This is a genomic window from Deltaproteobacteria bacterium (genome assembly GCA_016930875.1).
In the GTDB taxonomy this organism is placed as follows: Bacteria; Desulfobacterota; Desulfobacteria; order Desulfobacterales.
This window is the reverse complement of the sequence record JAFGFW010000125.1, coordinates 1-14896: the sequence shown is the minus strand read 5'-3', so window position 1 is coordinate 14896 and position 14896 is coordinate 1. Positions and strand designations below refer to the sequence as shown.

At 48.6% G+C, this 14896-nt stretch carries 14 protein-coding genes and 3 tRNA genes; 9 read left to right on the top strand and 8 right to left on the bottom strand.

Annotated elements, in window-relative coordinates; translation table 11 throughout:
* The first annotated feature begins 241 nt into the window (after positions 1-241).
* Both JW883_11275 and JW883_11270 read left to right on the top strand, forming a co-directional pair.
* Positions 242-1459: an ATP-binding protein gene (locus JW883_11275; protein MBN1842846.1), complete on the top strand. Its 1218-nt coding sequence runs from the start codon at positions 242-244 to the stop codon at positions 1457-1459.
* 318 nt (positions 1460-1777) lie between these two features.
* A tRNA-Leu gene (locus JW883_11270) sits at positions 1778-1865 on the top strand.
* Between the two features lie 94 nt (positions 1866-1959).
* Here JW883_11270 and JW883_11265 read toward each other — a convergent pair.
* Together JW883_11265 and JW883_11260 are read right to left on the bottom strand one after the other, a co-directional pair.
* Positions 1960-2160 (bottom strand): cold-shock protein, encoded by a 201-nt coding sequence (locus JW883_11265; GenBank protein ID MBN1842845.1) that lies wholly within the window; start codon positions 2158-2160, stop codon positions 1960-1962.
* Positions 2161-2547: 387 nt separating this feature from the next.
* The gene (locus tag JW883_11260; GenBank protein ID MBN1842844.1) at positions 2548-3048 is read right to left on the bottom strand and encodes a metallophosphoesterase; all 501 of its coding nucleotides are present in this window, start codon (positions 3046-3048) and stop codon (positions 2548-2550) included.
* A gap of 222 nt (positions 3049-3270) precedes the next feature.
* On the opposite strand from JW883_11260, the gene JW883_11255 reads away from it, so the two are divergent.
* Positions 3271-4377 (top strand): DUF362 domain-containing protein, encoded by a 1107-nt coding sequence (locus tag JW883_11255; GenBank protein MBN1842843.1) that lies wholly within the window; start codon positions 3271-3273, stop codon positions 4375-4377.
* Positions 4378-5094: 717 nt separating this feature from the next.
* The gene (locus JW883_11250) at positions 5095-6405 is read left to right on the top strand and encodes an HDOD domain-containing protein (GenBank protein ID MBN1842842.1); all 1311 of its coding nucleotides are present in this window, start codon (positions 5095-5097) and stop codon (positions 6403-6405) included.
* Positions 6406-6982: 577 nt separating this feature from the next.
* Here the strand turns inward: JW883_11250 and JW883_11245 are convergent.
* Positions 6983-7060 (bottom strand) — tRNA-Glu (locus JW883_11245).
* Positions 7061-7175: 115 nt separating this feature from the next.
* Positions 7176-7251 (bottom strand) — tRNA-Lys (locus tag JW883_11240).
* A 359-nt stretch (positions 7252-7610) separates the two neighbouring features.
* Here JW883_11240 and trxA point away from each other — a divergent pair.
* From trxA to plsY, 4 genes are read left to right on the top strand one after another with little or no spacing between them, the layout of a single operon-like run.
* Positions 7611-7940: a thioredoxin gene (gene trxA, locus JW883_11235; GenBank protein ID MBN1842841.1), complete on the top strand. Its 330-nt coding sequence runs from the start codon at positions 7611-7613 to the stop codon at positions 7938-7940.
* A 1-nt stretch (position 7941) separates the two neighbouring features.
* Positions 7942-8853 carry an FAD-dependent oxidoreductase gene (locus JW883_11230; GenBank protein MBN1842840.1) on the top strand — a complete coding sequence of 304 codons (912 nt, stop codon included), beginning with the start codon at positions 7942-7944 and terminating at the stop codon, positions 8851-8853.
* Positions 8828-9544 carry an outer membrane protein assembly factor BamD gene (locus JW883_11225; GenBank protein MBN1842839.1) on the top strand — a complete coding sequence of 239 codons (717 nt, stop codon included), beginning with the start codon at positions 8828-8830 and terminating at the stop codon, positions 9542-9544. Before JW883_11230 ends, JW883_11225 begins: the two co-directional genes overlap by 26 nt.
* A 22-nt stretch (positions 9545-9566) precedes the next feature.
* A complete protein-coding gene (gene plsY / locus JW883_11220) occupies positions 9567-10187 on the top strand; it encodes a glycerol-3-phosphate 1-O-acyltransferase PlsY (protein MBN1842838.1) in 621 nt (206 codons plus the stop codon).
* A gap of 15 nt (positions 10188-10202) precedes the next feature.
* Here the strand turns inward: plsY and JW883_11215 are convergent, their stop codons facing one another.
* The 4 genes from JW883_11215 to JW883_11200 form a co-directional block, all read right to left on the bottom strand.
* Complete coding sequence (locus JW883_11215; GenBank protein MBN1842837.1) at positions 10203-10478, bottom strand: integration host factor subunit beta; 276 nt, start codon at positions 10476-10478, stop codon at positions 10203-10205.
* Between the two features lie 91 nt (positions 10479-10569).
* Positions 10570-11922, bottom strand: coding sequence for a phosphomannomutase/phosphoglucomutase (locus JW883_11210; protein ID MBN1842836.1), 1353 nt, complete (start codon positions 11920-11922; stop codon positions 10570-10572).
* Between the two features lie 27 nt (positions 11923-11949).
* Entirely contained in the window at positions 11950-12330 is a 381-nt protein-coding gene (locus tag JW883_11205) for a response regulator (GenBank protein MBN1842835.1), read from the bottom strand.
* Between the two features lie 18 nt (positions 12331-12348).
* Positions 12349-13563: a glycosyltransferase gene (locus JW883_11200; GenBank protein MBN1842834.1), complete on the bottom strand. Its 1215-nt coding sequence runs from the start codon at positions 13561-13563 to the stop codon at positions 12349-12351.
* A gap of 151 nt (positions 13564-13714) precedes the next feature.
* On the opposite strand from JW883_11200, the gene JW883_11195 reads away from it, so the two are divergent.
* On the top strand, positions 13715-14527 hold the full coding sequence (locus JW883_11195) for an HAD-IIB family hydrolase (protein ID MBN1842833.1): 813 nt from the start codon (positions 13715-13717) through the stop codon (positions 14525-14527).
* The last annotated feature ends 369 nt before the right edge of the window (positions 14528-14896 follow it).

The following is a 14896-nucleotide window of genomic DNA, read 5'->3' as shown; positions in this document are numbered from 1 at the left end:
TCGGGATGGAAACTAGCTGACAGACTATCAGTGCCCCCTTGCGTTTGAACAAGGCTGTAGTCATGAATAAGGAAAGAACAAGTACATTTGCCGGATTCATGATGTAAGACCTGAACATTGGCGGAAATATCCACAATCAAAAAAGCCCGCTGAAGGAGCTTGATGCAAAGGATTTGAAAAAGTTAGATGATCATCTGAAAAAGTCTTGACAATTTTACATGATTATCTGACAATGTCGGACATGAAAAGACGCTTGATGAGGTGGCTTAAGGAATCGCATCCGCCCGAAAAAATGATGCTTTTGGCGGGTCCCCGGCAGGTGGGCAAAACGACCTTGGCCAAACAGACGCTGAAAACCTGGCAGGACAAAGGCGTGTATCTTAACTGGGATATTGCCAGTCATCGCAAAAGCATATTCAGCGGGGAAGACCTGTTGGCAGAATGGCGGCGGCCACACAAACGGCCAATGATCATTTTTGATGAATTGCACAAGATGCGTCGATTCAAATCCTGGCTGAAAGGGTTTTATGATGAACATGGGGATGACGCGGCCATTTGGGTGACAGGCAGCGGACGTTTGGATTTGTATCAAAAAGGTGGCGACAGCCTGCTGGGTCGCTATTTTCTTTATCGAATGCATCCCATTTCCCTTGGGGAAGTTCAGGGAATAACAATGGAAGATTCTCTTACGGGACCCGAGGAAGGTTGGGACCTTTTTGCCGAGGGTGAAATAACAGATAGAGATATTGATCCCCTGTTGCATCTTGGGGGATTTCCAGAGCCTTACCTGAAACAGGAACAAACATTTCACGGAAGATGGCTGCGTTCCCGGCGCGAACGAATCACACATGAAGACGTGCGGGATTTAACCCGTATAGAAGACGTAGACCGGCTTGAGTACCTGGTTCAGTTGCTCAACCCTCGGATCGCCACTCCGCTATCCATGAATTCACTGAGAGAGGATCTTGGTATTGCCTTTGAAACAGTGAGGGGGTGGATTGCCACTTTAGAGCGGCTTTACTATATCTATGGCGTAAAACCATATAGCCGGCGTTTGCAAAGGGCGATCAAACGGGAACAGAAATATTATTTCTGGGATTGGTCGGAAGTCCGGGATGAAGCGGCCCGGTTTGAGAATTTTATTATGTCCCATCTTCTTAAGGCATGCCATGTCTGGACCGATTTTGGGCTGGGAGAATTCAGGTTGTGGTACCTGCGGGACCGGGAAAAGCGCGAGGTCGATGCCCTCATTACGCGGGATAATGCACCGTGGATGATGACAGAGGTCAAATTCAACGATACCCGGGTGTCAAAACCGCTCCAACGGTTTTCTCGGCTTCTCAACTGCAAACAAGTGGTTCAGGTTGTGAGGCCCGGCGGTATTTACCGCCAGGTTAAGATTGACTCAAGCATTTATCATGTGGTTTCCGCAGGGGCCTTTCTTTCATGGCTGCCATGAGCAATCAGCGCCTGGCTGCTGGGATGCCTTTCTTTTTCAAGCAGCGGGGAGGACTTAACGAGAACAAAACAGGGCATTTGCTGGATGGTCGAATGTGGCATGATTGTTTTTGGTTGCACGGATAGAGGGCGTTAGGCATGCATCATGACCTGGAAAGGGTTCATGCCCGCGTTTTGGCAACTGACGCCTTTTTCTTGCGTTGGGAGGGTTTTTTTACTATTCACTACCGAGCATGTAGAGTTTTGACGTTTTTTGACCGTTGAAAGTATTTTACGCAAACCGGCTGAAAGCCCAAGATTACAATACTTTCAGCAAGTTGCCTGGGTGGCGGAACTGGTAGACGCAAGGGACTTAAAATCCCTTGAGGCCTGTCCTCGTGCGGGTTCGATCCCCGCCCCAGGCACCAGAAATCATCCCTCGAAATTCACCCATTGATCAACAAAAAAAAGGGCACTCCATCTGAATTGATGGAATGCCCTGTTGCGGCCTCGAAAAGCGACCTAGACGACAGTCACATTCACTGCAGAAGGACCTTTTGTGCCCTGCTCGACATCAAAGGTTACCCTGTCGCCTTCATTGAGAGATTTGAAACCGGTTGCATTGATCCCTGAATGATGAACGAATACATCCGGGCCATCTTCCTGCTCAATGAAGCCGTAGCCTTTGCGCTCATTAAACCACTTTACAGTTCCATCGGCCATTATGACACCCTCCTTTCAAAGAAATTCTCATAGTTCCAAACTTCAGGTTGCCACTCTTGACAAATGGATTTTCCCTCAGAACGAAACCGGGCCGCCAATAAAGACGGCCCTTTATTGATTATTTTTATATTAACCCACTTCTGTCATGGAAATCAAGCAATTTTCCTCGTTTGAAAACTCACGACGCGACTTCGGTGATCTGGAAATTTGAGCAGCGTCCGGAAACGCAGGGGAAGAAACGTGAAAGGATTTTCCTATCCGTTCTGGCGCGCAGATGCGAAAATCAGTCAAAGCAACGGCGTGTTGGCGGGCAGTGCAGACGCCAATACCGCTTCTTGGCAGAAACTGACGGCCGAGAGCTTCAAACAGCGCTGATTTGCCGGGCTGCTATCCCGTTGGGATGTCAACCCGCTCATAGGTGGGCCCTGATGTGTCCACCAGATAGAATCCAGGGGATCCGTCTTTTCCCATAACCTCCCCAGGATTCAACAACACCGTATGCCCCACCCTATCGAGGTATGCCTCGTGCGAGTGCCCAAAACAGACCAGATCGAACCGGCCGCTAGCTGCCAAACCCTCTGCCATGGTCCGGTAGTGCGTAAAGGCAACCTTGAAATCGCCAACCTCCAATTCCCCGGTCAGGCCGTACAGCGTGATATAGGAAAGCTCAGTAAAGGAGAGTCTGGTCAGAAGGTACTGATCTCCGTCATTGTTGCCAAATACCCCGTGCACCGGAATCTTTGCTTGATCAAGCTCCTTGAGGACGAAGGGGGCGACAAAGTCCCCGCAGTGAATAATGCCCTCAGCCCCGTGCTCCTTGATCAACGCAAGAGCTTTTCGCACATTCCAAATGTTGTCGTGGGTATCACTCATTACGGCAAGTATCATGATCTATTCCTCCCTTTTATTGAAACATAGAATGGCATTGGACTGATTCTTTAGCAAAGCATATTTGCATAGAAAAGGCTTTTTCTGGAAGGTATGTGGAATCGACTGTCAGAAGATTTGAGGCGTAAAGCAGGCACATGCCCTTATTTGCTTGACTTAAAGCGCATGATTCTCTATGCGGAATAATGATGACAATGCTGTGTCAGATCAGAAAGGAACACTATGAAAAGTCGTGTGTATTTTGCAGATCTTCGCACCACATATACCAAAAACCTTCTCTCTAAGGTCAAGGGCCTCCTGGATGCTGTGGGTTTGGCGGACAAGGTCAAGAAAGATGCCCTCGTGGCCCTGAAACTCCACTTTGGAGAGGCGGGAAATACCGCTTATATACGACCCGTCTTTATCCGGAGAATCATTGACAGCATCAGGGAGGCGGGAGGCCGACCGTTTTTGACTGATGCAAATACCCTGTATGTTGGAAGTCGCAGTGACTCGGTTGACCATCTGACCTCAGCTATTCAAAACGGGTTTGCTTATGCTGTGGTCGGCGCCCCCTTAATCATTGCCGACGGCCTGAGAGGTGGCAACGAGACGGCCGTGACTGTGGGCTTGAACCGATTCAAGAAGGTCCACATAGGCTCTGAAATCGTCCGGGCAGACGTTATTGTGAGCGCTGCGCATTTTAAGGGCCATGAACTTTCAGGCTTCGGGGGCACGATCAAGAACCTCGGAATGGGGTGCGCCTCCAGAAAAGGAAAATTGGCCCAGCATTCCACAGTCTCCCCCAAGGTGAAAAGAAAAAAATGCCAAGGTTGCGGTGATTGCGTGGGATACTGTGCCCATAACGCTATTTCCTTGGTCGATGAAAAGGCAAGGATCGACCCGAAAAAATGCGTCGGGTGCGGTGAGTGTATTATCATCTGCCCGAATCAGGCCATTCAGATCCAATGGGATCAGGCCATCCCGGTCTTTCTGGAAAACATGGTGGAGTACATGGCCGGAGTTCTGAAGGGAAAAGAGGGCAGGGCTACCTTTCTTAATTTCATTACCGATGTGTCACCTGCTTGCGACTGCTATCCCTACAACGATGCTCCAATTGTGGCCGACATCGGCATTGTTGCCTCAAACGACCCGGTTGCCATTGACCAGGCTTCAGCCGACTTGGTCAACCAGGCAGAGGGTCAGAAAAACTCTTCACTTACCAAAAACGTCAAACCCGGCAAGGACAAGTTCCGGGCCCTTTATCCGAAGGTTGACTGGGAGATCCAGTTGGAATATGCGGAAAAGATCGGACTTGGAAGCAGGGACTATGAGCTCGTAAAAATCTGACACGCTGATTCCGACCTTCCCCTATGAAGCTCTTGCCTGCATCCAACAAGGGCTTGGTTCAGAATTCATGGCCAAAAACTTTCCAAGAAAGTGGTAATCCCCAATGTTCATCATTCTTGGCACCAAACCACGCAAAGTGAAGGTCGACGGCGGCCTAAAACGTGAGAAATACTGTTCCAAATGCGGTCGTACCCAGATCTTCGAAGAAGTGCGCTGGATAAACCACTTTTTCCTTTTTTTTATTCCCCTTTTTCCAATCCAGGGCAGCAAGTCTGTTGAGTCGGTCTTGGCTTGCCCAGAATGCAACAGCTCATATGTGATTTAAGCTTGTGGGGCATGATTTTCATCTCATCGCTTTGTATCTGTTCTTCCCAATTCCACCACTGGTTCAACGAGAAATTCAACGAACGATGACCGTATCTGTCATAGCTATGTGGTAAGAGTGTTTAGTCCAAAAGCGATGGCGCGTCGCCGACTTGCTGCGGAGAGCTTCATATAAAATAAAGCTTTTTTGGAATTATGGCATACTTCCTGCTGAACCAAATCTTGATGTATGATGTTCTGTTTTCAAGAAAGCATGTGTTAGCTAGTGTCTGTCCGGAAATGGTTTTTTGGGGTCGCCGTGAGTGACGCTTTGTACCGATGGTCGGCCTTCTCCGCGGGTTTCCGTCCTTGGAAACTTGGTTAATAGAAATCCGTGAGCAAAGGGAGTGACGTATGAAACCAGTGCTTCTGGTGACTGTAGACTTTACTGAAGCTCGTGAAATCATGAAAACCATCAGTCAAAAGTACAGCGTTACTGCTACGAAATCTCCAAATGGACTGGTTGACAATGTGAGTAAGTCCAGCCTGGTTGCTGTGGACCATAGCTTCACAGAGCATCATGGAAAGGAGTATCTGGCGGGAATTCTTAGAAACGTGAATCGGCCTGTCTTGATTCTTTCGCCCCCGGAAGCCGTCAGAGATGCCATTGAAGCTGTGGCGCTGGGCGCCTCCAGCTACGTGGTGAAAGCGGGTGACTATCATCAGGTGCTCAACCTCTCGATCAAGATGGCTTTAGAGAAATTCAAGGAACAGGAAGAGACGAAGCAGAATATCGTTGCCCTGAAAGAGCAGGTGCAAGAGCTGGAAGCGCGTCTCGGAAATGCCGGTAATGAAGATGTACAGGGAGCGACTGGTGGCAGCAACGTAAACATACTTGACCAGATCATTTTTATTTTCAAACGTGGGGAGATCAATCTCCCTTCGCCTCCTCAGATCAGTTTGAAATTCAAAGAGATGGTCAGTAAAGGGGTTAATCTTCAAGAGATTGCTTATCTTTTGAAGCAAGATGCAGCCACTTCTTCCAAGCTTATCAGCATATCCAATTCTGCTTTCTATCGGGGAGTGGCAGAGAACAAGACCCTGGAACAGGCCGTTGGCCGTTTGGGACTTACTACGACTAAGCGATATGTGGATGTGATCACTAACCGGACCCTTTATTTTATCAAGAACAAGCAATTGTCAGAAGTCATAGAGAAGTTGTGGGAACATTCCCTCTCCTGTGCATACGCTGCACAAATTATTTGTGAAGTCCTCAAGCTTGACCTGCCAGAGGATGCCTTCACCATGGGCCTGCTGCACGACATCGGAAAATTAGTGCTTTTCCAGGCTGTTGGCGAATTGCAGATGATGAAGAAAATTGGGAAAGAAATCGATTCCGAAGAATTGTTCAACACGGTGGATACAAATCACGGCAGGTTTGGCGCCGCCCTGCTTAAACAATGGAAATTCTCAAAGGAATCTGTGGATATCGTGACCTATCATGATCACCTGGAGGAGGCCAATTCCATTTCAAAGGAGCTGCTTGTTGTTCATCTTGCCAACTTGATTGTGAAGTCAATGGGTTACAATCTGGCTGGGGAGACGCAGATAGATGTGGAAGGAGCAGAGTCTGCCCGTCTCCTGAAACTAGATGCTGCAATGATCGCTGAAGTTAAAAAACGGGTAGGAGTGCATATGGATGAAATGAAAGGATATTTTGGATGATTTACCACCTCCCATACCCTATTATTCTTATCACCCTACTTGCAAGAAAACAAGTCGAATTCGTACGCCAAGAAACTCGACAAGTGTTACGCACTAATGGTTGTCGGCAATCTAATGAGTATTGGGAATGCTGAATTTCCCAATCCATAACTGCCCTGGCAGCCTCTCGATGTGTGGCGGCGAGCTGGACCTCAGTGGAAACAAAGTTGGGTTTCAGCACGTGCCGTGCCCCTGAAACCGCATCTTTGCCCAGCCGGTTAAGCGCCTGAGCAATATTCTGGCACCGGTCAGTGCCTTTAACGAGTGCTACGGTAGGATGAGACATTAGAACAACTCCATCACAATGGAATGGATCTACAATATAGTCGCCTCATACCAGGTTATGGAACAGAGGTAAACAGGACAATGGTCGCAGAATCGGAAGGTTATGTTTTGTCATCTCTCCGCGAAGTCTTCACCAAATTTTGGCCATGACCATTGCAGTGCGCGGATGGGGAGTTGTCTCTTGGAAGGGGCAGATTTCTTGAGGAGGGTGATAGGGACTTGCTGAAGGCTCAACAAATCCCTTGATAGGCATTGGCGTCCCCAACCGGATTTGAACCGGTGTTGCCGGCGTGAAAGGCCGGTGTCCTGGACCAGACTAGACGATGGGGACACAGTATGTAGCGTTTCGTTCCCGTTCCAGCGAAGCAGATCTTCGACCTGCCTTTGACCCAGTGTGCCCCGCTTGAAGGCGGGATGTCCTGGACCAGACTAGACGATGGGGGCACTGGTGGGCCGTGCGCGGCTCGAACGCGCGACTCTCTGCTTAAAAGGCAGATACTCTACCGACTGAGTTAACGGCCCGCAGTTTCCAATTCAAAAATGAGCAATTTTTCGCAAGGTCAAGGAAATCAAGGGATTGCGCGGAGGCGTACATTGGTACGCCGCACAAGCGATCCCGCAGATTGACGCCGATTCAGCCGTCGTAGCCAAGAAGGCTACTATGGCGAAGACGGCGATTACGGAAAAGGGCCATTTCTGAATGGAAACTAAGTAACATCGTATTGCCCGGGTGTCAAGCAGGAAAGCCGGCCGAAATGTGCCATTTGTTATTGTTGAAATCGATGTCTGTTCAAGTTGACAAACCATATCCTGTGTCCTATACAAAAGAAACTCGGGACTTCTCTCTTGAGTAAGCATATGAATAGAAAAGGAGTGAAATTATGGGAGAGCAAGGTTTGTTGGACGTTGACGACAGTAACTTTGAATCAGAGATATTGAAGGCAGAGAAACCAGCTCTGGTGGATTTTTGGGCGCCCTGGTGCGGACCCTGCAAGGCTATCGCCCCGATCTTCAAGGAATTGGAAGAGACATATGGAGACAGGATGATTTTTGGTCGATGCAACGTAGACCAGAGCCCTAACACGCCAACGAAATATAGCATTCGGGCTATCCCTACCATTATACTGTTCAAAGATGGCGGGGTCCTTGACCAAGTCGTTGGCGCAGTGCCAAAGTCCCACATCGAAGAATTTGTGAAAAAGGCCTTGTGAAATGCCCCCCAATTCGTGCGATGTTGCCATCATTGGCTGCGGGCCTTCCGGACTTCAGGCTGCCATCCACGCTTCCGGGAGAAAGGCGAAGGTGTTGGTTTTTGGGAAGCCGGAAAAGAGCAGCCTTTACAAGGCTCACGTGGCTAACTTCTGTTGTTTTGAAAAAGTGGTTGCCGGCAAAGATCTGCTGGAGGGCGGCAGGCAGCAGGCGGAGAGCTTTGAAGCGGTATTTATAGAAGAGGACATCATTGAAACGAAAAGCGAGAATGATCTCTTCACCCTGATTACTGAGAGCGGCGAGACCTTCAGGTCCAAAGCGCTGATACTTGCCATGGGCGTTTCTCGAAAAAAGCTCCGCGTGAAAGGAGAAAAGGAGCTTGTCGGTCGGGGCGTGAGCTATTGCGTAGATTGCGATGCCAACTTTTTCAGGGGCTTGGATGTGGTGGTGGTGGGAAATGAAAGCGCAGCTGCAACCGGCGCTATAACCCTTTTGGGCTATGCTAAACAGGTTCACCTGGTATGTCGTGAACTCAGGATCAGTGATTTACTCCACGACCAGCTAAAGAAGAGTGACGTCAAAGTTATCCATGACGTCTGGGTCAAAAAGATAGTTGGAAGCGACGAAGTGGAAGAGGTGTTGCTGACTAACGGCGAGAGCCTGAAAGTGGACGGTATTTTTGTGGAGTTGGGTGCAAAGGGCGCCATGGAGCTGGCGGCCAACCTCGGGGTCATTTTCGACGCAGAGACCTTTAGCTTTATTGAAACCAACAAGAAGCAGGAAACGAATATTCCGGGTTTGTATGCCGCAGGAGATATTACCGGGCAGCCCTGGCAGATAGCCAAGGCAGTGGGCGAAGGGTGTGTGGCAGGCCTGGAGGCAGCAGGATATGCAAAAAAGCTGGCCGACTCATGATGAGGACATTTTTGTGAATCTCAAAAAAGGCCTTCAACTTATTGTCATTTTCGGAGTGACTATCCAGTTTTTCGGCTGTGCCTGGTTTAGCCAGACAAAAGAGGAGAAGACTGCACGAGAGCTCGCCGAAGAAGGGATGGAGGCCCTTAGGGACGAAGATTACAGGGAGTCTATTGAGGCTTTTGAAAAACTGAAGGACTGGTATCCATTCAGCCAATATGCTGTTCTTGCCGAACTCAAACTTGGCGATGCCTATTATTACCGCAAGGAGTACGAGGAAGCCATTTTTGCTTATGAAGAATTCGAAAACCTTCATCCGAAGAACGAAGCTGTCCCTTATGTGGTTTATCAGATAGGTCGGTGCCATTTTGACCGGCTCGAAATCATTGACAGGGACCAGACCGCGACCCAGGAGGCAGTCCATGCCTTTGAACGACTGATTCACAGCTATCCCAAGAGCCCTTTTGCCAAAAAGGCCGAAGAACACATTAGGGTCTGCAACAAGAATCTGGCTGAGCATGAATTAAACATAGGGATATTCTACTATAAAACAAAACACTACAAGGCTGCCCTGGAACGTTTCAAGACCGTTATTGAATCCTATCCCGACTTGGGCGTTCACTACAAGGCCATACAGTACATCGCCATATGTCAGGCAGAGATGAAAAACGCTGCTCCCGGACCCGAATAAGCTTTCCGTATTGCCAACCAGCATGATTTCCAAGGCCATAATCTTGCCGCTATTTGCCTATCTCCTTGGTTCTGTGCCGTGGGGCGTGATCTTTACGCGCTCGTTTAGCGATGTGAACATTCAAGAGGCAGGGAGTAGAAATATTGGGGCCTACAATGTTTATCGCCTGGCAGGGAAAAAGCTCGGGATCATGACGCTTGTCGGGGACATCTTAAAGGGTGTTATTCCGGTACTCGTAGCTGTGTGCTGGGTGGATATCTCTGACTGGAAGGGTGAGTTGTGGGTCTGCCTTGTAGCTCTTTCGGCCTTTACCGGTCACCTTTTCCCGGTATTTTTAGGCTTCAAAGGAGGCAAGGGTGTGGCAACTGCTGCAGGCTGTGTCCTAATCATGTCACCCCTTGTCTTTCTTGTATGCGCACTGGTGTATATTCTTGCCCTTTGCACTACGGGATATTCTTCTGCAGGCTCCCTTTCTGCAGCAGTAGTGCTCCCCTGCGGTATTTGGCTTGGCACGCACTCTATCCCCATAACAGGCTGTGCCGTCCTCATGGCATTCTTCATATTTGCCCGTCATGCTGACAACATTAGACGTCTGATTGACGGGACGGAGCATTCATCCATGCGTCCGAAAAGAAGAACTTGAGGAAATACGTTGAGGTCAATAATCAATCCGTTCTTTCAGTTCCTTTCCGCACTTGAAGAATGGGAGCGTCTTTGGCAGTATTTCAACGGGGGCTCCGGTCTTTGGGTTCCTTCCGACATAGCCCTTGTATTTCTTAACATAGATGCTGCACAAACCGCGGATTTCAACCCTATCACCCTTTGCCAGAGCGTCGGACATAGCATCAAAAAAAATATTGATGACAGTCTCAGCCTTTGCCTTGCTAATGGCTCCTTCCCGTTGCAAAGCGCTTACGAGACCTGATTTATTCATGCCCCCTCCGTCTGCGTGTTTTTGATTTCAAGATAAGAAAAAGATATTGGTTAATACATAATAACATTTTGAAAAGTCAACAAAAAACGGACTAAAGGCCTTTTTCAATGTCGGCCACAATCGTTTCCACTTCTTCTCGGATCTGCAAAAGCCGCTCAGGGGAAAGGGCCTCGAATCTCAGGACCAGCACAGGCTGTGTATTGGAGGCCCGAACCAGCCCCCAGCCGTCCCTATAAAGAACACGTACGCCGTCTATGTCGATGATCTCGTGTCGCTGACGCAAATATTCTGTAACCTCTTTTACCAACAGAAATTTCTTGTTATCCGGGCACGGCACACGGATCTCAGGCGTGGTATAAGTTTTTGGCACGTCACTCAAGAGTTCGGAAATCGTATTGCCAGTCACTGCCAGAATTTCCAGTAGACGGCACGAGGCATAGATTGCGTCATCATAACCAAAGTAACGGTCGGCAAAGAACATGTGCCCGCTCATCTCGCCGGCCAGTTCTGCCTTAACCTCTTTCATTTTCTGTTTAATAAGAGAGTGTCCGGTCTTCCACATGATCGCCCGGCCACCGTGTTTCTCAATGTCATCATAAAGAGTCTGGGAGCACTTCACTTCTGAAATGAATGTGACCCCTGGCTTGCGAGAAAGGATCTCCCTGGCAAATACGATCATCAGTTGGTCGCCCCATATGATGTTGCCCTTTTCGTCAACAATGCCTATGCGATCTCCATCGCCGTCATAGCCGATGCCTACATCAAGTCTCTTATCGTGAACTAATGCTATCAGGTCCTGCATGTTCTCGACCACCGTAGGATCCGACTCATGGTTGGGAAAAGTGCCGTCCATATCGCAATAAAGATCAAAAACTTCGCAGCCCAAGTCCCTTAAAATGGGAACGGCCACTACTCCGGCAGTGCCGTTGCCAGCATCAACGCCAACCCTAAGTGATTTGACAATCCTGATATTTCCTTTCAAGAACTCTTTGTAAGGGCTAACCACATCCACTGTTTCGGCGCTTCCGCTGCCATGGGTGAAACTGCCCTCCTCTATGATTTGTCGCACTCTTTGTATCTGCTTTCCAAAGAGGGTGTCGTAACCACTGCACAGCTTAAACCCATTATACTCAGGGGGGTTATGGCTGGCTGTGACCATGATCCCGCCTTCCTTTTTCAACTGCCTGATAGCAAAGTAAAAAACCGGTGTAGGGCATACCCCGATTTCCACAACATCACAGCCTGTAGCAAGTAGACCATCCACCAAAAGCTTGCCATAGCGGTCAGAGCTCAACCGGCAGTCCTGCCCCACTACAACATGGGAGCGGTTTTCAGCCCTAAGGTAGGTGCCAACCCCTCTTCCAATAGAGACCACATCTTCCTCAGTGATATCCTTGTCCACAATCCCGCGAATGTCATATTTTCTGAAAATTTCAGGGTTCATAGCCCCTCCAAAATAACATTCAGAGGATCATTCCTGAGTGGATTGGTGTGGAATATGTCCTTCTAACGCCATTCTTATCTTCTGTTTCAACTCGCTCAGGTCTGCGCTCTTTACCACGTAGTAGTCAGCTGCTATGGACTTCAGATCCCCTTTAAAGGAAGAGTAAGCAGAACAAAGAACCACAGGAATATTGTAAAAGTCCTTTCTGATGTCCTGCAGCAAATCCAACCCGTCATGCTCAGCCATTTTAATGTCCAGGACAACAAGATCCGGCTTTTCCACTTCAATAACCTCTATCAGACCGTGACCACTTCCTGTCGTGACGACCTCATAGCCTTCTTCCTCCAACTCCTCGGTATAGAGGATACGAATAACTTCTTCGTCGTCAACAATGAGAATTTTTTTCATAGGGGCCTCCGCTGCAATCTATGCAAACCATCTGTTCAGCAAATAGGATTTGCTGTATTCAAAAACGCCGCATTGATCCTCAATAAGTTCCTCGGCTTGCTGAATCGTCATAGGTTCCGACTCAATAACATAGGAACAGGTCCGCCCGAAATAGAGCGGGATTATGCTTTCCATCAGTTTTTGCTTGCCATCTTTACAATGCTTATAAGCCACTGCAAAATCGATTAACATCTCAGCCCACAGGTTAGCGGGAAATTCAAAACCAGCCAACGGGAGTTCCTTGACCTCGGAGAGCTTCTTTGAAAGATTGGCTGAAAGGACCTCCTTCCAAAAGGAACCATAATCAGCAAAACCTGCCTGAAATTTCTCATAAAGCCGCTCGATGTTCACGTCAACCGGGGGAGGCATCTCCATCTCACCCAATCCGAACCCAAAAATGGCCGTTGGTTTGCTCCACCTGACCTCTTTCCAGAAAGCGCAGTTGTCTATCATCATATCAAAGATAGTTCCTACGACCTGCACGAACATCGGACCCAATGACTCCCCCGGATCTTTTGGCTTGTGAACTTTGGGTCGTCCCATGAAAGACTGGCAAATCGATTTGCCGTGACACATAGCTATGGTCGACATCCATATGTCGATGCCGAACGCCGCTATGGCCGGCGTCCAATCGTTGTGCGAGAGATAAATCTCGGCCAGTTCACCGGAAAAGCCGAAGTCGCCGCCAATAGGTTGACGCACCCTGCGGCCATATAGCGCGCGTGTCATGGGATATGCGATATTGTTAGTAATGGTTCCGTCATACTTGTGTCTGACATAAAGGGGTGCGACAAATCCGAAGTCTTCAAAAAGGGGTTCTCCCAGGTTTTTTATCCACCGTGGGGTTATGCTCTTAAGATCCGCATCTACCACAACAACGGCCTGTGCACCCAGATCACAGCTCTTTCGGAACAGATTTTTGAAGTTGTTTCCTTTTCCTGTGACACCTGGCGGCGTTGATAGGTATATCTTCGGAACTTCTGTGGGGGTCTTCATGAAGGCCTCGCGGGTGCCGTCTTTGGAATCGTTGTCACAGTTAATGATTACGCTGTTCTTGCTCCCGAAATACTTGACAAGACCTTCGCTTGCTTTCTGGGTAGGGAAAGAAATGAGGTCTGCTTCATTGTACGAAGGTATGCCTACAATCAGGTCAGCAGCTTGAACATCGTGCGGATTCTCTTCTATATGCATCATCCTCCCCCTTGTGACACCGGCCCTGTCTCCAGCAGAAAATCAAAAAAACCATGGCATTTTGAAACATATTTATATTATATATAGAAGCATAGGTCAACTGTTCATTGGGTAGTGCGCATCCATTTCTGGATGGAAACCAGGCAAATCCGACATGAAAAAAATTGTGATTTTTACCGACCTGGATGGAACTCTGATCGATTATGACACTTATGAGTTTGATGATGCCCGGGCGACCTTGGAGGCACTCAGGCAAAGATTGATCCCCGTGATAATCTGCAGCAGCAAGACACGACTTGAGATCGAAGTGTTTCGTCTCCGCATAGGCCTCAGAGCCCCCTTTATCGTAGAAAACGGGGCTGCAATTTTTGTTCCGAATGACATCCTGAATTTGACAGAAAAGGGGTTTGTTGAAAAGGGATCTTATCAGGTGATGGAACTAGGCGTGTCCTACGGTGTGTTGTGCGACACCTGGAAGGAAATAAAGGATGAAGGGAAGTTCAGAATGAGAGGGTTTTCCGAAATGACGATTGAAGAGATTAGCGCTCATACTGATCTTCCCGTTGAGGAGGCCAGATTGGCTGCCATGCGTGAATATTCCGAACCGTTCCTCTTCCATGATAGTGCTGAAACACTTCAGGTCATTGAAGATCTCTTTCATAAGAAGGGGCTGCAGATTACCAGGGGAGGTCGCTTTTACCACTTGATGGGCCACAACGACAAGGGAAAGGCAGTGCAAATCGTGAGAAAACTGTATGAACAGACATACCCCGGCACGAAGCTGATGAGTATCGGACTGGGAGACAGCGCCAATGATATCCCTATGCTCATGAATGTAGACATACCCGTTGTAATCAGAAAAAAAACAGGAGAATGGGAATCCATCCCAGGTGGCGCCCCTGTTGTCTATTCGGAGAAATCAGGCCCCAGTGGATGGGCTGAAGCGATTGACCGGATTCTATCATGAACCTCTTAGACCGGTGTGATTGCCAGTTTCGGTATTCGGATTTTTTGAGGTGGTTCCTGTGATTTGATACCATGTTAAATTGCCAAAATCGTGCATAGAACTTTTAGGACAGTGCACTAGGGCCGGAGAGAATTCATCTTGATATTTGTGTTGTCCTATACTAACTCGTAGGAAATATTTTTGAACGAGATTGACGGACTCGTAAAAAGTCCGCAAACAGACGGCACAGTAATCCGCCGGAGGCGGACCAGATGCAAGGCGCGGGCCTCTTCCTAAGCCGTCAGGCGCAATCTTGAGGAATGAGGCGTACTTACGGTACGTCGCAATGACGATCAGCCTTCGCTGAAGCTTCGGCCCGACAGGGAAGAT